This is a genomic window from Dyella sp. ASV21 (genome assembly GCF_016428975.1).
Classification (GTDB): Bacteria; Pseudomonadota; Gammaproteobacteria; order Xanthomonadales; family Rhodanobacteraceae; genus Dyella.
On record NZ_JAELTT010000002.1, the window covers coordinates 18948 to 39031 of the forward strand.

Consider the following 20084-nt stretch of genomic DNA (forward strand, 5'->3'; position numbering starts at 1 on the left):
CTTGGCTTAAACTTGCGCCATCTACACGGCCAGGCTGCGGATGGTTACCCCGCGCCGGCCCCAAGCAGGCTTCTGAATGACCGACGACAAGCTTCCGCCGATGACGTCCAATCGCCCCTATCTGCTAAGGGCGATTTACGACTGGATCACCGACAACAATCTGACCCCTTATGTGCTGGTGGATGCCGGCCGCGAGGGTGTGCGGGTGCCGCCCCAGGTGGTGAAGAACGGGCAGGTAGTGCTGAATCTGGCGATGCGCGCGGTGGCCAGCCTCGATCTCGGCAATGATTGGATCAGCTTCCAGGCCCGCTTCTCCGGCGTGAGCCACAACATTCACATTCCGGTATACGCCGTACTGGCCCTGTATGCCCAGGAAAACGGGCAGGGTATGATGTTTCCGGCCGAAGAGGGGGGTGACAATCCGCCGCCGCCTTCCGACCCGGATGACAACACGCCGCCGCCCAGCGATGGCGAGCAGTCGGGCGACAAGCCCAAGCGCAGCGCGCCCTTCCTGCGGGTAGTGAAGTAATCGGCCTTAGTGCAGCCGGCTGTCGGTAGGCAGTCGGCGGCGCAGCGGTACCACGTTATCGGACGCTGGCGGCGCGCTGTGTTCGACCTGCAGGCCGGGGAGGTGGCTTTGGATGGTGGGCAGGCTCAGCCCGGTAAGGGTGTGCCCGATCATCCACAGGCGGCCGGGTTCGCGATCGTCCCCGTCAATGCTTACTTCGAAGGAGTAGCAGCGCTCCAGGCGCATGGGCCCGTTGCCGCGACGTAACCGGACGCTTCGCAACCCCACGCTTTCATCCAGTAGTTGCAGGCCATGCTGGCGGCACTGTCGGCGCGCTTCTTCTACCGCTTGTTCGCGCGCGCGGCTGAACTTGAGCCATGCGCCCACGATGCCGAGCAGTGCCACTAGCAGGATCAGGTCGGGAAGGTCACTCATGGCTCGAGAGTGTAGGCGCCAGCGGCGCCTTGCAAGAGTCCATTCAGTGAATGCGGGCGTCGGCGCGGGCCGGCGCCCGGGAAAACTCAGTCTAGGCGCAGTCGCAGCGAGAGGTCGACGGCGCGGATGTGCTTGGTCAGCGCGCCAACCGAAATAAAGTCGACCCCGGTGCGGGCATATTCGCCGATGGTGGACAGGTCCACGTTACCGGAGATCTCCAGTTGCGCATGACCCTTGGCGATGGACACCGCCTCGCGCATCTGGGGCAGGGTGAAGTTGTCCAGCATGATGCGATCGACACCCGCAGCCAGCGCCTGCTGCAGTTCGTCGAGATTTTCCACCTCGATTTCCAACAGCAGCGACGGGTGCAGACGACGGGCCGCCTCGGCCGCGGGGCGAATGCCGCCTGCGGCGATGATGTGGTTTTCCTTCACCAGGATGGCGTCATACAGGCCGACCCGGTGGTTGTGGCCACCACCGCAGCGCACCGCATACTTTTGGGCCAGGCGCAGGCCGGGTACGGTCTTGCGCGTGTCCAGCAGGCGCACGCCGGTACCCGCAACAGCGGCGACATAGGCGGCGGTGGTGGTGGCCGTGGCCGATAGCAGCTGCAGGAAGTTCAGCGCCGAGCGCTCGGCACTTACCATGGGGCGCGCGCGTCCATGCAGGCTGCAGATGGCGGTATTGGCCTGGACGCGGTCACCGTCCTGTGCCGACCAATCGATCTGCACGTCGGGATCCAGTCGGCGGAAGCAGGCGTTGAACCAGTCAATGCCAGCAATCACCGCGTCTTCGCGACAGGTCAGGGTGGCGCTGGCCAGCGCATAGGCGGGAAGCAGGTCGGCCGTGGCGTCGCCGCTGCCGATATCTTCGGCAAACGCGCGCTCTACGTCCGCCCGGACCAGATCGGACGGGGGAGCAACAAGCATGTTGGAATTCATTCGTTCGTAGGACTGGTGGCCGAAGCGGGTTGGCTGAGGCGACCGACGATGGCATCCAGCGCGCGGTCGAACAGCGCGGTGGATTCAAGCACACGTGCGGTACCGGCGGCGAGTGCTTCGGCCAGTTCATGCGGAGCGTAGTCGGCGACCTTGAGGCCGCGACGATTCACGAACAGGTAGCGGCCGCTCATCGGGCTGATCCACGACAGCTTGGCGCGCTCCAGGCTTTCCGGGCCACTGACAAACTCCAGCCAGGTGCCCGGCTTGAGTTCCGTCACCAGCTGCATTTGCGGCGAGTCCAGCAGCGGCTCCGCGTCGGTCTCGCTGCGGGGCAGCTCGGTATCGCTTTCGGTGATCGGCTGAATGCTTTCGGGAATAGGCAGGTGGGTGGATTCCTCCACGGCCTGCACTTCGGCCTCCGGCACCGGTTCGCCGAGCTGGTGCCGGTAATAGGTGTGCAACTGGGCCAGCAGGCGATCGATATCGCTTTCCTGGAACGCCACATTGGCCAGGCCACGGCGCAGCGCGCGCTCGATGCCCGGCAGCATCTGGCGCAGTGCGCGGCGTTCATCGAGCGTACGTGCCGGCTTGGTGCTGTCGATAAAGTCGTTGGTAAAGCGCAACGCGTCGCGGAACTCGCTGGATTCCTCGCCCTGACGCAGGATGGTCAGCACCAGGTAATTGGCCCAGGCGCGCGACAGGATGCCGTGGATCAACGGCGGCAAACTATGTCCGTCGATGCGGCTGAGAATTTCACGGGCGGCACGGCGACGGGCCTGTTCCAGCTTTTCACGACCGCGAGTGGACTCGGCCACGCGCTGCTCGGCCAATTCGGCGCGGCGGCGGCTGATGTCCTGGAATTCCTGCAGTTCCGCGCACAGGCGCTCGAAGATGGTCAGGTCGTCGTCGAAGTCCTGCAGCAGGCGATCGACAATCGACTTGATCTTGTCGTGCAGACGGTGATCGCGATCGGACTCGGCTGACCAGCCCTTGGCTGCATCGGCCAGGCTGTCCAGCAGGCGACGGGCCGGATGCTGGCGATGCGCGAACAGCTTGCGGTCAAGAATGGCCGCCTTGAGATACGGAATCTGCAGGCGCGCCAGCATCACCTGCATATCGGTCGGCAGGTTGCGGTCTTCGAGGATGAACTCGAACAGCATGCCCACCAGGTCGATGGTGTCCTCGTCGATGGTCGACACCTGGCTGGGCTTTTCGCCCCGCAGCGAGCCGATCTGCGCCAGCAGATGTTCCTTGAGCGCTTGTACTTCGCCGGCCAGCTCCAGGGCGTTGGCGCCGTGCAGGGCTGGGTGCGGATTGATCGCCGCCTGACTCTGCAACACGCTCAGCGCGCCGATCAGCTCGTTCGCGCTCGGCATCTGGATGGCGCCGGCCGGTACGCGCATGGGCGTTTCCGGGCCGCCGCGCCGCGCACTGAACAGCGTGCGCAGTGTTTGCAGCAATTCGTTGGAGGTTGCGCCCTCGTCTTCGGCAAGGAAGGTGCCGGTGTCGTCTCCCTCGACGGCGGCGGTACCGGCAGCGCCGGTGCCGCTCGTGCGGGGGGTGCCGCTCGAGCGGGGCAGCTCGTGGCGCAGCTGCGGCAGTACGCCCGCCCGCACCAGCTCGGCGTTCACCTCCTGGTACAGCTCGTCCAGGGCGGCCAGCACATAGCGGTCGAACAGCTTGTAGATGATGAGCTTGACGCGCATCTCCGCACTCAGCTCGCGCATCGCCTGACGGAACGCTTGCGACAACGCCGACGGCCCGATCGGATTGCTGGCATCGTCGATCTTGATGCCGCCGTAGATCACCGAGAGGCGCTGGTTCACGGCGAACAGGTCGCGCGTGAGGCGGGTTTCGTTCTTGCCGATCATGCTGGTGATGGCCAGCGACTCTTCCAGCTCGTTATCGGCCACCAGCGACAGCTCCACCGAGCCGATCGGCAGTGGCGGCGCGCCGAGGTTGCCCGCGTTACTGCGAACGCTGGCGGCAAAGTCGGTCAGTTCGCGCGCTATCTGGGCAAGGAAGCTGCGCTCGATCATGGGGCGGCGCTTGCGCACTTCGCGCATGCCGTCGAAATAGTGCATCTGGGCGGCGTTGTTTTCCGCCTTCTCGGCGAGGTCGAACAACGCATCGTCGACATGCTCGAACATGCCGTTGATCAAGATCTGCAGGCGACGGCCTGCGATGTCCCGGACGTTGTTCAAGAGGGCGCCTCCGCGCTCACTGGACGGGTCCAGGCGCTGGCTTAGGCTGACGATATTGGATGTCTCACTGGCGTCTTTCATCGCCCACCCCTGAAGTGATGCCGATGTGCGTGCAGCCCATCCCGACATTTACGCTTGACTACAATACGAGAAAGCCCGGCGCGCTGTCATGCACCGCTTCGATATATGTCGACGCGTTCACATCTGGCGTAGGGTTTTACGGACAGTGGCTACGCGGCTGCCTCAGCTGGCGCTGGGGAAATCCCGCAGTTGGAGGGTGCCAATACCCTCTTCAGGCAGCATCACGGGGATGCCGTCCTCTACCCGGTAGACGACCTTGCGGTCGGTGGTGATAAGACCCTCGGCCAGCGCGTCGCGGACGGCGTTGCCGGCCACGTTTTGCACCTCGCCAGCGCCGATGGCGGCGTTCAGTGCCTCCAGTTCGGGTCGGGCGAGGGGGCGGACCGGGACCTTGCTGACGGGGCAGCAAAGGATGTCGAGCAGGCGTTTGTCCATGGGGAGCGGGATCGTGCCGAAACGCGGAAAGGCCGTACAATAACCCTTTTGGATGGCTTGGGTCATGACGTCGACTTCCCTCCCGCCACGTGTGGGTGTTGTGATGGGCTCCCGTTCCGACTGGGAAACCATGGAGCATGCGGCCAATGTGCTGGCTGAACTTGGCGTCGCCCATGAAGTGCAGGTGGTTTCGGCGCACCGTACGCCCGACCTGCTGTTTCGCTACGCCGAGGAAGCGGTCGAGCGCGGTATCCAGGTGATCGTGGCTGGCGCCGGTGGCGCGGCCCACCTGCCGGGCATGCTGGCGGCCAAGACCCGTCTGCCGGTGTTTGGCGTGCCGGTGCAGTCCAAGGCCCTCAACGGCATGGATTCGCTGCTGTCGATCGCGCAGATGCCGGCAGGCATTCCGGTGGGTACCCTCGCCATCGGCCGCGCCGGGGCGGTAAACGCGGGCCTGCTGGCCGCCGCCGTGCTGGCGCTGCATGACCCATCGCTGGCCAAGGCTCTGGACGCCTATCGCAGCCGCCAGACGCAAAGCGTGCTCGATCATCCGGACCCGCGCTCGTGAGCGCGCGCCGCCAACCCGTTCTCGGCATCCTGGGCGGCGGTCAGCTGGCCCGTATGCTGGCGCTCGCGGCGGCCCCGCTGGGCGTGAAGTCGCTGGTGGTGGACAGCGCGGCAGACGCCTGCGCCGGCCAGGTCGCGCCGCTGGTGGTGGCCGATTGGACCGATTACGAGGCGCTGGAGCACTTCGCCGCCCAGGTCGACGTGGTCACCTTCGATTTCGAAAATGTGCCGGCCGAAACGGCGCATCGGCTGGCCGAGCGTGTGGCGGTGTTCCCGGCCCCGCGCGCGCTGGCGGTGGCGCAGGATCGCCTGGCCGAGAAGACGCTGTTCCGCGAATGCGGGCTGCATACGCCCGAGTTCAAAGCCATCGACACCCGTGCCGAGCTGGATCAGGCGCTGGCCGCGATTGGCGCGCCCGCCATTCTCAAAACCCGCCGACTGGGCTATGACGGCAAAGGTCAGTTCCGCATCAAGACGCTGGCCGATGCGGATGCCGCCTGGGCGGCGCTGGGTGGGCAGGCCGCGGCGCATGGACTGATACTGGAAGCCTTCGTGCCGTTCGACCGCGAGTTGTCGGTGATCGCCGTGCGTAGCCGCGATGGCGAATTCCGCACCTGGCCGCTGACCCAGAACTGGCACACGGATGGCGTGCTCTCGCTGAGTCTTGCGCCTGCACCGGATATCGCCGAGCTGCAACAGCGCGCCACGGAGCTTGCGCGCACGCTGGCGGAAAAGCTCGACTACGTGGGCGTGTTCGCGCTGGAACTGTTCGTGAAGAATGGCGAGCTGTTGGGCAACGAAATGGCGCCGCGCGTGCACAACTCAGGTCACTGGACCATCGAGGGTGCGCTCACCAGCCAGTTTGAGAATCACGTGCGCGCCGTGTTGGGCCTGCCGCTGGGCGATACCTCCGCGCGCGGTCTATCGGCGATGTTCAACTGGATCGGCGAGCTGCCTGATGCCGCACCGGTGCTCTCCGCGGTGGATGCGCACTGGCACGATTACGGCAAGCAGCCGCGCGTCGGGCGTAAGGTGGGGCATGCCACGGTGTGTGCCGAAAACGCCAGGCAATTGGTGGAACGCCTGGCAGGCATTGCCCATGCGTTGCATCGCGACCAGCAGGCCGACCCTGCGGTACGCGAGCTGGGCTGAGGCAAAGACATAAAAAAAACGGAGCCGGTGACGGCTCCGTTTTTTTGATGGGCTACAACCCAACCGGCGGTTAGGCCAGGTTCTTGGCCGCAAAGTCCCAGTTGACCAGGTTCCAGAACGCCTCGATGTACTTCGGACGGGCGTTGCGGTAGTCGATGTAGTAAGCATGCTCCCACACATCGCAGGTCAGCAGCGGCTTGTCGCTGCCGGTGATCGGCGTGGCGGCGTTGGAGGTGTTGACGATGCCCAGCGAGCCGTCCGGACGCTGCACCAGCCAGGTCCAGCCCGAGCCGAAGTTGCCCACGGCGGACTTGGTGAACTCTTCCTTGAACTTCTCCACCGAGCCGAAGGCCTTGGTGATGGCATCGGCCAGCTTGCCGGTCGGCTCCTTGCCGCCGGTCGGGCTCAGCGAGTGCCAGTAGAAGGTGTGGTTCCAGATCTGGGCGGCGTTGTTGAACACGCCACCGGAGGACTTCTTGATGATGTCTTCCAGCGCAGCGTTCTCGAACTCCGTGCCCTTGATAAGGTTATTGAGGTTGGTCACGTAGGCTTGGTGATGCTTGCCGTAGTGATACTCCAGCGTCTCCGCCGAGATGTGCGGCTCGAGCGCGTTCTTTTCGTAGGGCAAGGGGGGGAGTTCGATCGCCATGATATGGCTCCTGGGCGTTGGCTGAGGAAAGGGATCGTGCCGGCAAGCTCGCAGGTAAGCGGCCGCCGAGTGACGACTGTTACACTATCGGTCTACGTGCATTGTAATGATGAATGAAGAGACTATGGACGTTAACGAGCGAATCAAGGCCGTGCTGGCCGAACACGCCATTGTGCTCTTCATGAAGGGCACGCCGCAGTTCCCCATGTGTGGCTTCTCCAGCCGCGCGGCGCAAGCGCTGACGGACGCGGGTGCGGAGTTTCACGCTGTGAACGTGCTGGCCGATCCGGAAGTGCGTGCTGCGCTGCCGCACTATGCGAACTGGCCGACCTTTCCCCAGCTGTTCATTCAGGGGGAGCTGATCGGTGGCTGCGACATCGTGGAGGATCTGAAAGCCTCCGGCGAATTGGCGCGCATGGCGGCAGATGTGGCCGGGGCGCATTCCTGATGACGTTGCCAATGGCTCAACTACCGGCCGATTGGTCGCCGCCAGCGCACAGCCTTGCCGGGCGTGTGATCCTGGTCACCGGTGCTTATGGCGGCCTGGGTGCCGCAGTGGCGCGCGCGGCCGCGCGCGCGGATGCCACGGTCGTCATCACCGGTCGCCGCAAGCGCCAGCTCGAACAGCTTTACGATGCGATGGTGAGTGAAGGCTTGCCCGAGCCGGTCATCCATCCCCTGGACATGGAAGCCGCCACGCCGCGTGACTACGAAGCGCTGGCGGAAGGCCTGGAGCGCGACTTCGGCCGCCTGGACGGCATCGTGCATGCGGCGGCCAGCTTCAATGGGCTCACCCCGCTGGCGGTGCACAAGCCGGACGATTGGCTGCGCGCGCTGCATGTCAACGTGTCGGCGCCGTTTGCGCTCACCCAAGCCTGCATGGCGTTGCTGACCCAGGCACCGGATAGTGCCGCTGTGTTCGTGCTCGATGATCCCGCCTTGATGCGGCGCGCCCACTGGGGTGGTTACGGCGTGTCCAAGGCGGCGTTGGAGCGCATGGTGGAGATCTTGCACCAGGAAACCGAGGGTACGTCGTTGCGTGCCCATGCGCTGCTGCCCGCGCCCATGCGTACTACGTTGCGCCGCGCCGCGTATTTCGGTGAAGACACCATGCAGCACCCGCTGCCGGATGCCACAGCCCGTGCAGCCATCTATCTGCTTGGCGGCCAAGGCCGCGAGGCGCGCGGCGCGGCACTCGACCTGCGGGTGCCGGCATGACGGCGCATAAGGAGTTGCGCTGATGGAAACGCAGATGACCACGCTGTCGGCGGCGATCCTGTTGTTTCTCATCATGGATCCGCTGGGCAATATCCCGATCTTCCTCAGCCTGCTGAAGGATGTCGCGCCCAAGCGACGCCGTTACGTGATGGTGCGCGAGCTGTTGATCGCACTGGGTGTATTGCTGTGTTTCCTGGTGGGTGGTCAGCTCATTCTCAAGCTGCTGCAGCTGCGGCAAGAGTCGATCAGCATTGCGGGCGGCATCGTGCTGTTCCTGATTGGCATCCGCATGGTCTTTCCGCCGCACGAGGGAGGCATCTTCGGCAAGCAGGGCGAGGGAGAGCCGTTCATCGTGCCCATGGCTATCCCCGGCGTGGCCGGCCCTTCGGCCATGGCGGCGCTGCTGCTGCTCACCAATACCCAGCCCGGTCGCACGGCGGACTGGGCCATTGCGCTGCTCGGCGCGTGGCTGGCGACCTCGGTGATCCTGCTGTGCTCGACCTACCTGTTTCGTTGGCTGGGCGAGAGCGTGCTGACCGCCCTGGAGCGGGTGATGGGCATGCTGCTGATCGCGCTATCGGTGCAAATGTTCCTTGGCGGCGTGGCTGCGTACCTGCATCTGGCTGTTTGAAACAGGGTGCGTTTGCACTGACGTGATCTTTCGGTCCTATCCGCATAACCTTGCTGTCATAATCCAAGACCAGCATTTGGGGAAATTCCCAGGAGGCGGTCATGCTCAGCGTCGAACAGACCCTCACCGAACGTCTGCCATGGTTGGCGCAACATCCCCTGATTCGCCGGCCGATGGCTGGCATGCTGGGCCGGCTGGCCGACGAGGATGGCTTCAACCGGACCCTGGCTGCGATCGGGGAGGCCGAAGGCTTCGATTTTGTCGAGCGCTCGCTCGACCTGCTCGGTGTCAGCTATTTCGTTAACCCGCGCGAGCGCGAAAACATTCCCGTCGAAGGCGCCGCGCTGATCGTGGCCAACCACCCGCTGGGTTTTATGGACGCGTTGGCCTTGCTGCAATTGGTGGGGTCAGTGCGCAGCGATGTGCGCATTCTTGCCAACGACTGGCTGATGTCGATTCCCCAGCTGCACAAGCTGCTGCTGCCGGTGGATGTATTCGGCAGCGGCGCGGCGTCGCGCATGCGCAATATCTATCGCGCCCTGGACAAGGGCGAGGCGCTGATCGTGTTCCCCGCGGGCGAAGTGTCGCGCGTGCGTCCGTCCGGCGTGAGTGACGGGCGGTGGTCGGATGGGTTTGCACGGCTGGCGCTGCGCAGCCGCGCGCCGGTGCTGCCGATCCATGTGGCGGCGCGCAATTCGGCCATGTTCTACGGCCTTTCCATGTTGGCCAAGCCGCTGAGCACGGCCATGTTGCCGCGCGAGGCGATTTCGCCGGTGAGCCGGCGTATCGGTTTTAGCGTGGGCGCGTTGGTCGGTGCCGACGAACTGGAACAGCACAGCGGCGGTTTGCCGCAGCGTGCGGCCAAGTTGATGCGTCGCCATGTGTACCGCGTAGGTCGCCATCGCGGCCTGATCTTTGGCGGACAGACACCGCTGGCCCATCCGGAGCCGACGGAGCGGGTGGTGGCGGAACTGCAATCGCAGGCAGAGAAGCTGGCCGAGCTCAACGATGGCAAGCAACTGCTGCTGTTCAAGGGTGCGTCGGACAGCGCGGTACTGCGTGAGATCGGTCGTTTGCGTGAGCTCACCTTTCGCAAGGTGGGCGAGGGCACCGGCGCGCGCCGGGACCTGGATGCGTACGACCCGCATTACGAGCATCTGGTGCTGTGGGACCCCAAGGCGCTGCGTATCGTCGGCTCCTACCGCTTCGGTCATGGCGGACGTTTGATTACCGAGCGCGGCATGAGCGCGCTGTATACCTCCAGTCTGTTCAATTATTCGCCCGCGCTGGAATCGCGCCTGGCGCAAGGCCTCGAGCTGGGCCGCAGTTTTATCGCGCCAGCCTATTGGCGTTCGCGTGCGCTCGATCACCTGTGGCAAGGCATCGGCTTGTATCTGCAACGTCATCCCGAACTGCGCTATCTGTTCGGACCGGTGAGCATGTCGGTCAGTCTGCCGCGCGAGGCGCGCGAGTGGATCGCCGCGGCTCACCAGCATTACTTCGGCGCACCGGGTCTCGCCTCGGCCCGGCAGCCATTCGTCGTGTCACCGGCGGTGTTCGATCTGGTGCGTGACGCGCTGGCGGGGTTGGATCCCGCCGCAGGGCTGGGCAAGCTCAAGCATCACCTGGATGCCTTGGGTGTGAGCCTGCCGGTGCTGTATCGCCAATATGTGGATCTGGTGGATCCGGAAGGCGTGCAGTTCCTCGCCTTTGGCGAAGACCCGGGCTTCTCTGGTTGTGTCGATGGCTTGGTTATGTTGGATCTGGCGACACTCAAGCCGGCCAAGCGGGCGCGCTATCTCGGCAAGTGAGGCGGCCGGCGCCGTCCACCTGCGACTCCACGCGAGTTGTTTCGAGCGAAAAGTGCGTTTTTGCGCCTTTCGTGATCGAACGGTAAATTTCTTGTAAAATACTTCTGTAAACCTTAGCGAGGCTGGCCCGTGCGCAAGGGGTGTTTCACGTAGGGGCCGGTGCGTTAACTGATTTCGTAATTTTTGCCCGATCTTCAACCGATCGGGCTTTTTTACGCCCTGAGAAAACGTTTAATTTTACGTTAAACGAATGAAATTACGTTTTAGGGCAAGGGGTTGCGTGAGATTTTTCGAATATTGCGAAAGATTTTTCGAAGAATGCGCCACCCCACAAATCCCCGCTGCCTGAAGAGCCTTCGCCGCAGGCGGCTTGCTCCACTTTTGTCACTTATGGAAACGACGATGATGAAACGTAACCACCTTTCCATGGCGATCGCGGTCGTCTTCTGCATGACGGCCGGGTCCGCTTTCGCACAGGACGCCGCCAGCCAGGACAACGGCCAGGCGACCACCAAGGAAGCGACCGCCCAGCGCGCCAATGCGTCCAGCACCTCCAACACCACCACCTCGAACGACACCAAGCGCGTTCAGCAGCTCAACACGGTGACGGTGCAGGCGCAGAGCCTGACGCTCGGCGGTGGCCTGATGTCGGTGCAGACCGCGCCGAAGGCGGTTTCGACCATCACGCGCGATGCCATCGAGAAGGCTTCCCCGGGTGCCAACTTCACCCAGATGATCGGCTCCATCCCGGGCGTGAACGCCGCCACCGATGACGTCACTGGCCTGGCCAACGGCCACTACAGCATCCGCGGCTTCGACTCGTCCGACATCGGCATGACCGTGAACGGCGCGCCGATCACCGACACGGGCAGCTACTCCGTGTACGCCACCGAGTACGGCGATTCGGAGAACATGGGCGACATCACCGTGCTGCAGGGCATTCCGGATATCGACATGCCGGACTCGGGCGCTTCGGGTGGCCATATCGCCTGGGCGACGATCGACCCCTCGCACAACGCCGGCCTTGATTTCACCCAGAGCCTGGGCAACAACGATTACCGCCGCACCTTCATCCGCTTCAACACGGGCGACACCGGCCCGGTGCGCTCCTGGCTGTCGTACTCCAACAACTCCGCCGACAAGTGGCGTGGTCAGGGCGACATGAATGTGACCAAGGTCGACGGCAAGTCGATCTGGACCATCAATGACGACAACTCCATCAGTGCGTCGCTGCAGTACAACCGCCAGAACAACGACAGCTATCGCTCGCTGACCAAGGCTCAGGTGGCCCAGAACGGCTACTACTACGACTACCTGCCGACCTGGTCGCAGGGTTCCTCGGCGGCCGCCATCAGCAACAACACCTACTACTACGGCCTGCGCACCAATCCGTACAAGAGCTACATGTTCAGCCTGGACGGCGAGTTCAAGCTGAGCGATAGCACGCGCCTGTCGGTGGTGCCGTATTTCTGGTACGGCAACGGCGGCGGCGGCGCCGCGGCGACGGTCACCGAGAGCACGGCGGCTACCAATCGCTTTGGCTATGCCAACCAGGACGTCAACAACGACGGCGCGGTGATCAACAACACCAAGGGCGTGGTGTACTCCTACTCGGCCGCCACCACGTATCGCCCGGGCGTGATCGCCAAGATCAACCAGGACTTTGGCCTGGATAACAGCCTGGAATACGGCGTGTGGTACGAGCGTTCGCGCAAGAGCCAGGACAACAGCTATGGCCAGGCGGACAGCCAGGGCAACCCGGCTGACCTGTGGGCCAACTCGGCCTATATCTACTACCCGAGCGGCCGTCCGCAGCTGGTGTATGACGAATACACCAACACCGAAATCAAGAAGGGCTTCGTCACCGACAACTGGACCCCGAACGACCAGTGGACCTTCACCGCTGGCGTGAGCTACCTGTGGACGAACCGTAACGGCTTCGTATGGGAGTACCCGGGTTCCACCGCCGGCACCGTCACCAAGCAACAGAACTACTCCAACGTGGACAAGAACTGGAACAAGTTCCTGCCGACCGCGGGTATCAAGTTCCAGCTCGATGAGCGTAACCAGTTCTTTATTGGCAGCGGCAAGACCTTCCGCGCGCCCACCAACACGGTGGCGCTGCTGAATGCCCTGGACAACCAGGCTGACGCGAACAAGCCGGAAACCGCCTGGAACACCGATCTGGGCTACCGCTTCTACGGTGACGCACTGTCCGCCAGCGCCGATATCTACCGCAGCAACTACAACAACAAGCAGCAGAGCGCTTACGACCAGGCTACGGGCTACACCTACTACACCTCGGTGCATCGCATGCACATGCAGGGTTTCAACGGTGAGTTGAGCTACAAGTTGGCGCAGGACTGGACGGCGTATGCCTCCTACACCTACACGCAGGCCAAGATCGTCGGCAGCATCGATGGTGGTAGCGGCGACGGCATCTATCCGACCAACGGCAAGACCATGCCTGATACGGCCCGCAACATCGGCAACGTCAGCATCGCCTATGACGATGGCAGCCACCTGTGGGCCTCGCTGTCGGCACGCGTCACCAGCTCGCTGTACGGCGATTACATGAATACCGAGCGCGTGGGTGGCTTCGCTACCCTCAACCTCAACGCCGGCTACAAGTTCGGCAGCTGGGATTGGCTGAAGAACCCGTACGTGAAGCTCAATGTGAGCAACCTGACCGACCGCAAGGCGTTCTCGTACGTCAGCTCGGCGCAGTTCCTGGCCACCTCGATGGGTTCGCTCTACACCAGTTCGCCGACCTACGGCCTGCTGCAGCCGCGTGCCTACATGGTGACTTTCGGCGCGTCGTTCTTCTAAAACCGCATCGGCTTTTCGCCTTGCCAACCGGCCCCTTCGGGGGCCGGTTTTTTTTTGGCTGCAGCCCGCCTGATGTCGTCTTCTGGCGCCGCACAGCGACAGCAAATAGTTACGAGATTCGCCCTAAAAAGCGCAAGTACGTGTGAGTTTTTCGTCAAAAAGTTACGAAATTGTAATATAATACGAATACATTCGTCGTGATGAGTCCTGGCCGGCGGCTCCCGCCGGGCGCCTTGGACGCATCAAATAATTTTGGGGAATCAGTCACTTAAGACGGTGGCGGAGGGGCATGGGACTCCTCTGTGCTGGTCCCATGCTTTCTTGCGAATCTCTTAGGGGTCGAATCTCGATGAACAACGCATTGCGTACCAAATTGCTGCCGGTCGCGATTGCCGCGCTGCTCGCGGCGTCGCCGGTCCTGGCACAGGACAACTCCTCCTCGATCAGCGGCCGCATCGTTGACGCCAGCGGCCAGCCGGTCGCAGGCGCCACCGTGCAGATCGTGCATGAGCCGTCCGGCACCACCAAGACCACCACCACGGATGCCAGCGGCCGTTACTCGGCCCAGGGTCTGCGCGTGGGCGGTCCCTTCGATGTGAAGGTTTCCAAGGACGGCACCCAGTCCGAGCAGGACAACGTGTACCTGCAGCTGGCTTCGGACACGGCCGTCAATCTGACCATGGGCGCGTCGCAGGTTGCCGCGCAGAACCTCGGCGGCGTGACGGTGTCGGCGACGACCTTGTCGCAGACCTTCAACTCGGACAACAAGGGTCTGTCGACCAACGTGTCGCGCCGTGAGCTCGAAGCCACGCCGACGCCGAACCGCTCCATCCAGGACGTGGTTCGCCTCGATCCGCGCGTGACCATTTCCGACCGCGACCGCGGCCAGATCTCCGCGCTGGGCCAGAACTTCCGCTACAACAACATCACCATCGACACGGTGAGCGCGGGTGACCCGTTCGGTCTGGAAGACAACGGCCTGGCCAGCGTCGGTACGCCGATCTCGCAGGACACGATCGAGGAATACAACATCTCGACCGCCAACTACGACGTCTCCGCCCGTCGCGGCGTGGGTGCCAACGTCAATGCGGTCACCAAGAGCGGTACTAACGAATTCCACGGCTCGGTGTACTACACCTTCCAGAACACCAATGACATGGTGGGCGAGCTGAAGAACGCCAATGGCCAGAGCTCCAAGTACACCGGTTTCGACCGCAACTGGACCTCGGGTTTCACCGTCGGCGGCCCCCTGGTCAAGGACAAGCTGTTCTTCTTCGCTTCGTACGAAGAATCCAAAAAGGTCGGCGTGGGTTCGAGCTACGGCCCGTCTGACTCCAGCTACACCAATGGCGTGCAGGGCCTGACCCAGGCGCAGGTGGATCAGATCATCGCGCAGGCGCAGAAGCTCGGCCTCACCCCGGGCAACTACACCGACAAGTTCGATCTGACCGACAAGCGCTACCTGGTCAAGCTGGACTGGAACATCTCGTCCAACCATCGCGCCAGCTTCCGCTTCAACAAGACCAACGAAGTGCAGCCGATCGCCACGGCCAGCGCCGTCGGTTATCTGAACCTGAGCAGTAACTGGTACTCCAAGAACCGTGACAGCAAGAGCTACACGGTGAGCCTGTTCGACGACTGGAACGACAAGTTCTCCACCGAGACGAACGTTTCGTACGCCACCTACGACCAGGCCCGCGCGGCGCTGGTGGGCGGCGATCAGCCGTACATCCAGGTCTACCCGAACAACGATGCCAGCAGCGGCACCAACGTGGCGCTGGGCACCGAGCCGAGCAGTCAGGTCAACGCGTTGAGCGTGAAGACCTGGAACGCCTACTTCGCCGGTACCGTCTATCTGGGCGACCACACCCTCAAGGGTGGCGCTGACTACCAGCGCGACGAGTACTACAACGCGTTCCTGCAGCGTTACTTCGGTTCGTACCAGTTCAACCTGTCCGCATGGCCCAATGGCGCCTGGTACAACTACCAGATGAAGCGCCCGGTCAACGGCTACTCGCTGGACGACGTGGCCGCACGCTACACGCTGAACCAGTACGGCATCTTCCTGCAGGACACCTGGCAGGTAACCGACCGTCTGTCGGTGCAGTACGGCGCCCGTGTGGATATCCCGCTGACCAACGATCAGCCGATGCTCAATCCGTGCTTCGCGGCCGCTCCGGGCAAGGCGTTCACTGCCTACCAGGCTGATGGCAAGACGGCGGCATGCGTGGCGGCGAAGGGTGGCTTCGGCTACGCGAACAACACCCGCGTCAGCGGCAACCGCGTAATCGAGCCGCGCCTGTCGTTCAACTACCAGTTCGACACCGAGCGCATGACCCAGCTGCGTGGCGGCGCCGGCCTGTTCATCGCGAACAATCCGAGCGTGTGGATCTCCAACGCCTATGCCAACAACGGCTATAGCGTGGGCACCTGGAACATCACCGACAGCAAGAGTGGCCTGCCGGGCACCGTGCTGGCCGGCATCGGCGCCAAGCCGGCACCGTCGTACGATCCCAACAACCCGATCATCCCGGGCAACTCGACCACGCTGGGCTCCTCGTCGGCGAAGATGGCGGTGGATACCGTCGATCCGAGCTTCAAGCAGCCGACCGTGTGGAAGATGAACCTGGCGCTCGACCGCGAGCTGCCCTGGATGGGCATCGTGGGTTCGGTGGAGTGGATCCACCTGCAGGTGCGCGATGCAATCTTCTACAAGAACATCAACATCGGCGCCCCGACCGGCCTGGCTCAGGATGGTCGTAACCTGTATTGGAACGCCAACGTCAAGGGCACCGGCGGTACCGCCAACGCCAACGGCCTGACCTCGAGCAACGAGCGCGCCAACGGCAATCCGGCGTTCGACCGTGCGACGACGCTGCTGACCAACACCCATAAGGGCAGTTCGGACAACGTCACGCTGTCGTTCAAGAAGGCATTCTCGGACGAGTGGTACGGCATGGTGGGCTTCAGCTACAACCGCTCCACGGACGTGAACCCCGGCTCGTCGAGTGTTGCCAACTCCAACTACGGCAACAACGTCTGGGTGAATCCGAACGAAGACAAGGCCTCCACGTCGGCGTACTCGATTCCCAAGCGCGTGATCGCCTCGCTGACCTGGCAGCACCGCTTCTTCGGCAACTACGCCACCACCGTGAGTGCGATGTATGACGGCCACTCCGGCTCGCCGTACAGCTGGACCTTCGGCAACGACATCAACGGCGACGGTTATGCCCGCGACCTGGTCTACATCCCGAAGTCGGTGGACGACGTGAAGTGGGCTTCCGCGGTGACCAGCCAGATGAAGCAGCAGTTCATGGACTACGTCAACAGCGACGACTACCTGCGCAAGCACAAGGGTGAGGTCGCTGGTCGCAACGCCGATCGTGCTGCGTGGATCAGCCAGCTTGACCTGTCGTTCCGCCAGGAAATTCCGGGCCTGTTCGACGGCAACAAGGGCATCATCTCGCTGGACATCTACAACTTCACCAACATGCTCAACAAGCGTTGGGGTGTGGAGCGCCGTGCGACCTTCCCGGGTGTGCGTAACCTGGCTGACGTGAGCGGCATCGACGCCAAGGGCAACTACTACTACGACATCTCGGGCAAGAACTATAAGGACAAGAACGGCAACTACGCGCCGAACGCGTCCCCGCTCCCGGTGAACGAGTCGTTGAACCCGTCCCAGCGTTGGTCCGCCATGCTGAGCGTGAAGTACACGTTCTAAACCCGTCGAAAGTTCTGACGGTCAGGCCGGCGCCCGCAAGGGCGCCGGCTTTTTTTATGGGAGGGCTGAACGCCGGGCGGTTCCGTGCTTGACCCTGCCATGCCCGGCGCGAGAAGCTACGCGGTCCGCCGCGTTTTGCTCGGACGTACGAGCCGCGAGGGCGCGGCGAGGAGAACGCTTCAATGAATGATACGAACGCCGGCAAGACCGGTCGCCCCGCCACCGTGAGCGCGCGCATTTCGCCCGCCGGTGGCCTGGATATCCTGTCCCGCAACGAGGTGGCTCGCCTTCGCGACGCCAGCGGATCAGGCCTGCATGCCTTGCTGCGCCGTTGCGCGCTGGCCGTGCTCACCTCCGGCAACATGAGCGATGACCCCCGTAGCATCCTCGAGCAGTTCCCGGATTTCGACATCCAGGTGCTGCAGCAGGATCGAGGCATCAAGATCGAGTTGACCCACGCGCCGTCCCAGGCCTTCGTGGATGGTCAGATCATCCGCGGTATCAATGAGCTGCTGGTGGCCGTGGTGCGCGACATCGTCTACGTGTCGACGCAGATGGAGCAGGGCAACTTTGATCTGGACGACAGCGTGGGCTTGACCCATGCCGTGTTCGAGATCCTGCGCAATGCGCGCATCCTCAAGCCGCAGATCGACCCCAACCTGGTGGTGTGCTGGGGCGGTCACTCGATCTCGCGCGACGAATACGAATACACCAAGCAGGTGGGTTACCAGCTCGGCCTGCGTGGCATGGATATCTGCACGGGTTGCGGCCCGGGTGCCATGAAGGGGCCGATGAAGGGCGCCACCATCGCCCACGCCAAGCAGCGTCGCCGCAACAACCGCTACATCGGCATCACCGAGCCGGGCATCATCGCCGCCGAATCGCCCAACCCGATCGTGAACCACTTGGTGATCATGCCGGACATCGAGAAGCGTCTTGAAGCGTTCGTACGCATGGGTCACGGCATCATCGTGTTCCCGGGCGGCGTGGGTACGGCCGAAGAAATCCTCTACCTTCTTGGCATCCTGCTGCACCCGGACAACGCTGGCGTGCCGTTCCCGCTGATCCTCACCGGTCCCAAGCAGTCGGCGGCCTACTTTGAGCAGATCGATCGCTTCCTGCGACTGACCCTCGGCGATGCGGCGGCTCAGCACTACCAGATCATCGTGGACGATCCGGCCGCCGTTGCGCGTGCCATGGTTCGTGGTATCGATAAGGTGCGCAACTACCGTCTGGATACCAAGGACGCCTTTTTCTTCAATTGGGCGCTCAATATTCCGTACGCGTTCCAGCTGCCGTTCCGCCCCACCCACGAAGCCATGCGCTCGCTCGCCATCCATCGCGATCGTCCGCGTCACGAGTTGGCGGCCGACCTGCGTCGCGCCTTCTCGGGCATCGTGGCCGGCAACGTGAAGGAAGAGGGCCTGCGGGCCATCGAAAAGTTCGGCCCGTTCGCCATCGACGGCGATGCCGACATCATGCAGTCGCTGGACGAGCTGCTGAAGGCCTTCGTGGTGCAGGACCGTATGAAACTGCCTGGCGGTACCGCCTACGAGCCCTGCTACCGTGTGCTCACGGGCGAGCGGGTGGGCTGAAAAACCGGCCGGCAACGGCTTGACAGACCCGAGCTGAATACGCAAACTATCCAGCTCACCCCGCCCGAATAGCTCAGCCGGTTAGAGCACTTGACTGTTAATCAGGGGGTCGTTGGTTCGAGTCCAACTTCGGGCGCCAAATTCAAGGGCTTACCTTCGGGTAAGCCCTTTTTGTTTTTGGCGTATCAAGCCTGCCTCTTGGCCGCTGTCTTCAGCTTGATGGCTGAAGCGATTCAGCGCAGTTGCTGGATGCGTATCATGTTGCCGGCGGGGTCGCGAACCGCGCAGTCGCGGACGCCATACGGTTGGTCGGTCGGCTCCTGCACGATATCGGCATCGCGAGCCTGAAGCTGCTCGAACGTGCCTTCCAGATCCCGGGTGGCCAGCAGGAGAATGCCGAAGGTGCCCTTGGCCATCATCTCGCCGATAGTGCGGCGCTCGTCATCGGTAATGCCGGGGCTGGCTTCGGGTGGATACAGCACGATGGAGGGGGCGGCCTGGCCCGCAGGGCCGACGGTGATCCAGCGCTTTCCGCCGTATCCGACGTCGTTGCGCACCTCGAAGCCAAGCGTGTCGCGATAAAACGCGAGGGCGGCATCCGGGTCGTTCTGCGGAAGAAAGCTCGAGTGAATGGTGATGTCCATGGCGGTTTCTCTCAGCGGCGGGGGGGGGGCCATGGGGTTCAGTCTATGTCCGGCTCGGTAGCCAGCGCTTCTCGATTCCTGATCGGTCGCGCTATCTGTCGCGCGATGCAAGGTGGCATCTCCGCGATCGCGTGCGTCTCTTGGCGCCGGTAGGCACCGGGCGGCATGCCGACCAGTTCGGTGAATCGCGTGGTGAAGGTGCCCAGCGATGCACAGCCCACCGCAAAGCACACGTCGGTGACGCTGAGGTCGCCTTGTCGGAGCAGCGTCATCGCGCGTTCGATGCGGCGCGTCATCAGGTAGCTGTAGGGCGACTCGCCGTACGCAAGACGAAACTGGCGGCTGAGATGACCCGCGGACATGTGTGCCCCGCGCGCGAGCGCGTCGACATCCAGCGGCTGGGCGTACTCCCGGTCGATGCGATCGCGGACGCGCCGCAATCGCGCGAGGTCGCGCAGATGCTGGGCTGCGGCGGGTCGCTTGTTCATGTGCCCGATGCTGTCACGTCATTTCGGGGTGCTCAAGTGCGCCGACGTCAGCCTATGCGGCCAAGCAGGACGACCGTGGACATGCGCGAGGACGGAGTCAACCCCTTCATACGGCGGTTCGCCGCGCTCCTGGGCGTGTGCGCGCTAGACTTGAAGCACCGCGATAACGCCG

At 63.3% G+C, this 20084-nt stretch carries 17 protein-coding genes and 1 tRNA gene; 11 read left to right on the forward strand and 7 right to left on the reverse strand.

The genetic code is table 11. From position 1 onward, the window contains the following. The first annotated feature begins 76 nt into the window (after positions 1-76). Positions 77-529, forward strand: a complete 453-nt coding sequence (locus tag JHD67_RS00940) for a ClpXP protease specificity-enhancing factor (protein ID WP_233171556.1) — start codon at positions 77-79, stop codon at positions 527-529. A gap of 6 nt (positions 530-535) precedes the next feature. Here JHD67_RS00940 and JHD67_RS00945 read toward each other — a convergent pair whose 3' ends face one another. The 4 genes from JHD67_RS00945 to JHD67_RS00960 form a co-directional block, all read right to left on the reverse strand. After that, positions 536-943 carry a DUF3301 domain-containing protein gene (locus JHD67_RS00945; protein WP_199096420.1) on the reverse strand — a complete coding sequence of 136 codons (408 nt, stop codon included), beginning with the start codon at positions 941-943 and terminating at the stop codon, positions 536-538. Between the two features lie 86 nt (positions 944-1029). After that, positions 1030-1872, reverse strand: coding sequence for a carboxylating nicotinate-nucleotide diphosphorylase (nadC, locus tag JHD67_RS00950; protein ID WP_233171557.1), 843 nt, complete (start codon positions 1870-1872; stop codon positions 1030-1032). An 8-nt stretch (positions 1873-1880) separates the two neighbouring features. Further along, entirely contained in the window at positions 1881-4169 is a 2289-nt protein-coding gene (locus JHD67_RS00955) for a DUF1631 domain-containing protein (RefSeq protein WP_199096424.1), read from the reverse strand. Positions 4170-4331: 162 nt separating this feature from the next. After that, the gene (locus JHD67_RS00960) at positions 4332-4604 is read right to left on the reverse strand and encodes a Trm112 family protein (RefSeq protein WP_199096619.1); all 273 of its coding nucleotides are present in this window, start codon (positions 4602-4604) and stop codon (positions 4332-4334) included. Positions 4605-4668: 64 nt separating this feature from the next. On the opposite strand from JHD67_RS00960, the gene purE reads away from it, so the two are divergent. Both purE and JHD67_RS00970 read left to right on the forward strand, forming a co-directional pair. Next, complete coding sequence (gene purE / locus JHD67_RS00965; protein ID WP_199096426.1) at positions 4669-5172, forward strand: 5-(carboxyamino)imidazole ribonucleotide mutase; 504 nt, start codon at positions 4669-4671, stop codon at positions 5170-5172. Continuing rightward, positions 5169-6323 (forward strand): 5-(carboxyamino)imidazole ribonucleotide synthase, encoded by a 1155-nt coding sequence (locus tag JHD67_RS00970; RefSeq protein WP_199096428.1) that lies wholly within the window; start codon positions 5169-5171, stop codon positions 6321-6323. Before purE ends, JHD67_RS00970 begins: the two co-directional genes overlap by 4 nt. A 70-nt stretch (positions 6324-6393) precedes the next feature. Here the strand turns inward: JHD67_RS00970 and sodB are convergent, their stop codons facing one another. After that, complete coding sequence (gene sodB / locus JHD67_RS00975; RefSeq protein WP_199096430.1) at positions 6394-6972, reverse strand: superoxide dismutase [Fe]; 579 nt, start codon at positions 6970-6972, stop codon at positions 6394-6396. A gap of 124 nt (positions 6973-7096) precedes the next feature. Between sodB and grxD the strand changes: the two genes are divergently transcribed. The 8 genes from grxD to JHD67_RS01015 all read left to right on the forward strand — a co-directional run bounded on the left by grxD (position 7097) and on the right by JHD67_RS01015 (position 18919). Further along, a complete protein-coding gene (grxD, locus tag JHD67_RS00980) occupies positions 7097-7420 on the forward strand; it encodes a Grx4 family monothiol glutaredoxin (RefSeq protein WP_199096432.1) in 324 nt (107 codons plus the stop codon). Beyond that, positions 7420-8190 (forward strand): SDR family NAD(P)-dependent oxidoreductase, encoded by a 771-nt coding sequence (locus JHD67_RS00985; protein WP_199096434.1) that lies wholly within the window; start codon positions 7420-7422, stop codon positions 8188-8190. Before grxD ends, JHD67_RS00985 begins: the two co-directional genes overlap by 1 nt. A 34-nt stretch (positions 8191-8224) precedes the next feature. Beyond that, on the forward strand, positions 8225-8821 hold the full coding sequence (locus JHD67_RS00990) for a YhgN family NAAT transporter (RefSeq protein WP_199096621.1): 597 nt from the start codon (positions 8225-8227) through the stop codon (positions 8819-8821). A 101-nt stretch (positions 8822-8922) separates the two neighbouring features. Then, positions 8923-10632: a lysophospholipid acyltransferase family protein gene (locus JHD67_RS00995; protein WP_199096436.1), complete on the forward strand. Its 1710-nt coding sequence runs from the start codon at positions 8923-8925 to the stop codon at positions 10630-10632. A gap of 402 nt (positions 10633-11034) precedes the next feature. Further along, positions 11035-13461, forward strand: a complete 2427-nt coding sequence (locus JHD67_RS01000) for a TonB-dependent receptor (RefSeq protein WP_233171558.1) — start codon at positions 11035-11037, stop codon at positions 13459-13461. A 349-nt stretch (positions 13462-13810) separates the two neighbouring features. Continuing rightward, the gene (locus JHD67_RS01005) at positions 13811-17185 is read left to right on the forward strand and encodes a carboxypeptidase regulatory-like domain-containing protein (RefSeq protein WP_199096438.1); all 3375 of its coding nucleotides are present in this window, start codon (positions 13811-13813) and stop codon (positions 17183-17185) included. Positions 17186-17367: 182 nt separating this feature from the next. Beyond that, positions 17368-18780 carry a nucleotide 5'-monophosphate nucleosidase PpnN gene (gene ppnN / locus JHD67_RS01010; protein ID WP_199096440.1) on the forward strand — a complete coding sequence of 471 codons (1413 nt, stop codon included), beginning with the start codon at positions 17368-17370 and terminating at the stop codon, positions 18778-18780. Positions 18781-18842: 62 nt separating this feature from the next. Then, a tRNA-Asn gene (locus JHD67_RS01015) sits at positions 18843-18919 on the forward strand. A 94-nt stretch (positions 18920-19013) separates the two neighbouring features. Here JHD67_RS01015 and JHD67_RS01020 read toward each other — a convergent pair. Together JHD67_RS01020 and JHD67_RS01025 are read right to left on the reverse strand one after the other, a co-directional pair. Further along, positions 19014-19424, reverse strand: a complete 411-nt coding sequence (locus JHD67_RS01020) for a VOC family protein (RefSeq protein WP_199096442.1) — start codon at positions 19422-19424, stop codon at positions 19014-19016. Between the two features lie 38 nt (positions 19425-19462). Next, the gene (locus JHD67_RS01025; protein WP_199096444.1) at positions 19463-19912 is read right to left on the reverse strand and encodes a helix-turn-helix transcriptional regulator; all 450 of its coding nucleotides are present in this window, start codon (positions 19910-19912) and stop codon (positions 19463-19465) included. Positions 19913-20084 lie beyond the last annotated feature (172 nt).

Excerpts from the sequence above, each read along its gene's own strand:
- JHD67_RS00940 (WP_233171556.1), top strand. The coding sequence starts at position 77 with ATGACCGACGACAAGCTTCCGCCGATGACGTCCAATCGCCCCTATCTG.
- JHD67_RS00945 (WP_199096420.1), bottom strand. The coding sequence starts at position 943 with ATGAGTGACCTTCCCGACCTGATCCTGCTAGTGGCACTGCTCGGCATC.
- nadC (WP_233171557.1), bottom strand. The coding sequence starts at position 1,872 with ATGCTTGTTGCTCCCCCGTCCGATCTGGTCCGGGCGGACGTAGAGCGC.
- JHD67_RS00955 (WP_199096424.1), bottom strand. The coding sequence starts at position 4,169 with ATGAAAGACGCCAGTGAGACATCCAATATCGTCAGCCTAAGCCAGCGC.
- JHD67_RS00960 (WP_199096619.1), bottom strand. The coding sequence starts at position 4,604 with ATGGACAAACGCCTGCTCGACATCCTTTGCTGCCCCGTCAGCAAGGTC.
- purE (WP_199096426.1), top strand. The coding sequence starts at position 4,669 with ATGACGTCGACTTCCCTCCCGCCACGTGTGGGTGTTGTGATGGGCTCC.
- sodB (WP_199096430.1), bottom strand. The coding sequence starts at position 6,972 with ATGGCGATCGAACTCCCCCCCTTGCCCTACGAAAAGAACGCGCTCGAG.
- grxD (WP_199096432.1), top strand. The coding sequence starts at position 7,097 with ATGGACGTTAACGAGCGAATCAAGGCCGTGCTGGCCGAACACGCCATT.
- JHD67_RS00985 (WP_199096434.1), top strand. The coding sequence starts at position 7,420 with ATGACGTTGCCAATGGCTCAACTACCGGCCGATTGGTCGCCGCCAGCG.
- JHD67_RS00990 (WP_199096621.1), top strand. The coding sequence starts at position 8,225 with ATGACCACGCTGTCGGCGGCGATCCTGTTGTTTCTCATCATGGATCCG.
- JHD67_RS00995 (WP_199096436.1), top strand. The coding sequence starts at position 8,923 with ATGCTCAGCGTCGAACAGACCCTCACCGAACGTCTGCCATGGTTGGCG.
- JHD67_RS01000 (WP_233171558.1), top strand. The coding sequence starts at position 11,035 with ATGATGAAACGTAACCACCTTTCCATGGCGATCGCGGTCGTCTTCTGC.
- JHD67_RS01005 (WP_199096438.1), top strand. The coding sequence starts at position 13,811 with ATGAACAACGCATTGCGTACCAAATTGCTGCCGGTCGCGATTGCCGCG.
- ppnN (WP_199096440.1), top strand. The coding sequence starts at position 17,368 with ATGAATGATACGAACGCCGGCAAGACCGGTCGCCCCGCCACCGTGAGC.
- JHD67_RS01020 (WP_199096442.1), bottom strand. The coding sequence starts at position 19,424 with ATGGACATCACCATTCACTCGAGCTTTCTTCCGCAGAACGACCCGGAT.
- JHD67_RS01025 (WP_199096444.1), bottom strand. The coding sequence starts at position 19,912 with ATGAACAAGCGACCCGCCGCAGCCCAGCATCTGCGCGACCTCGCGCGA.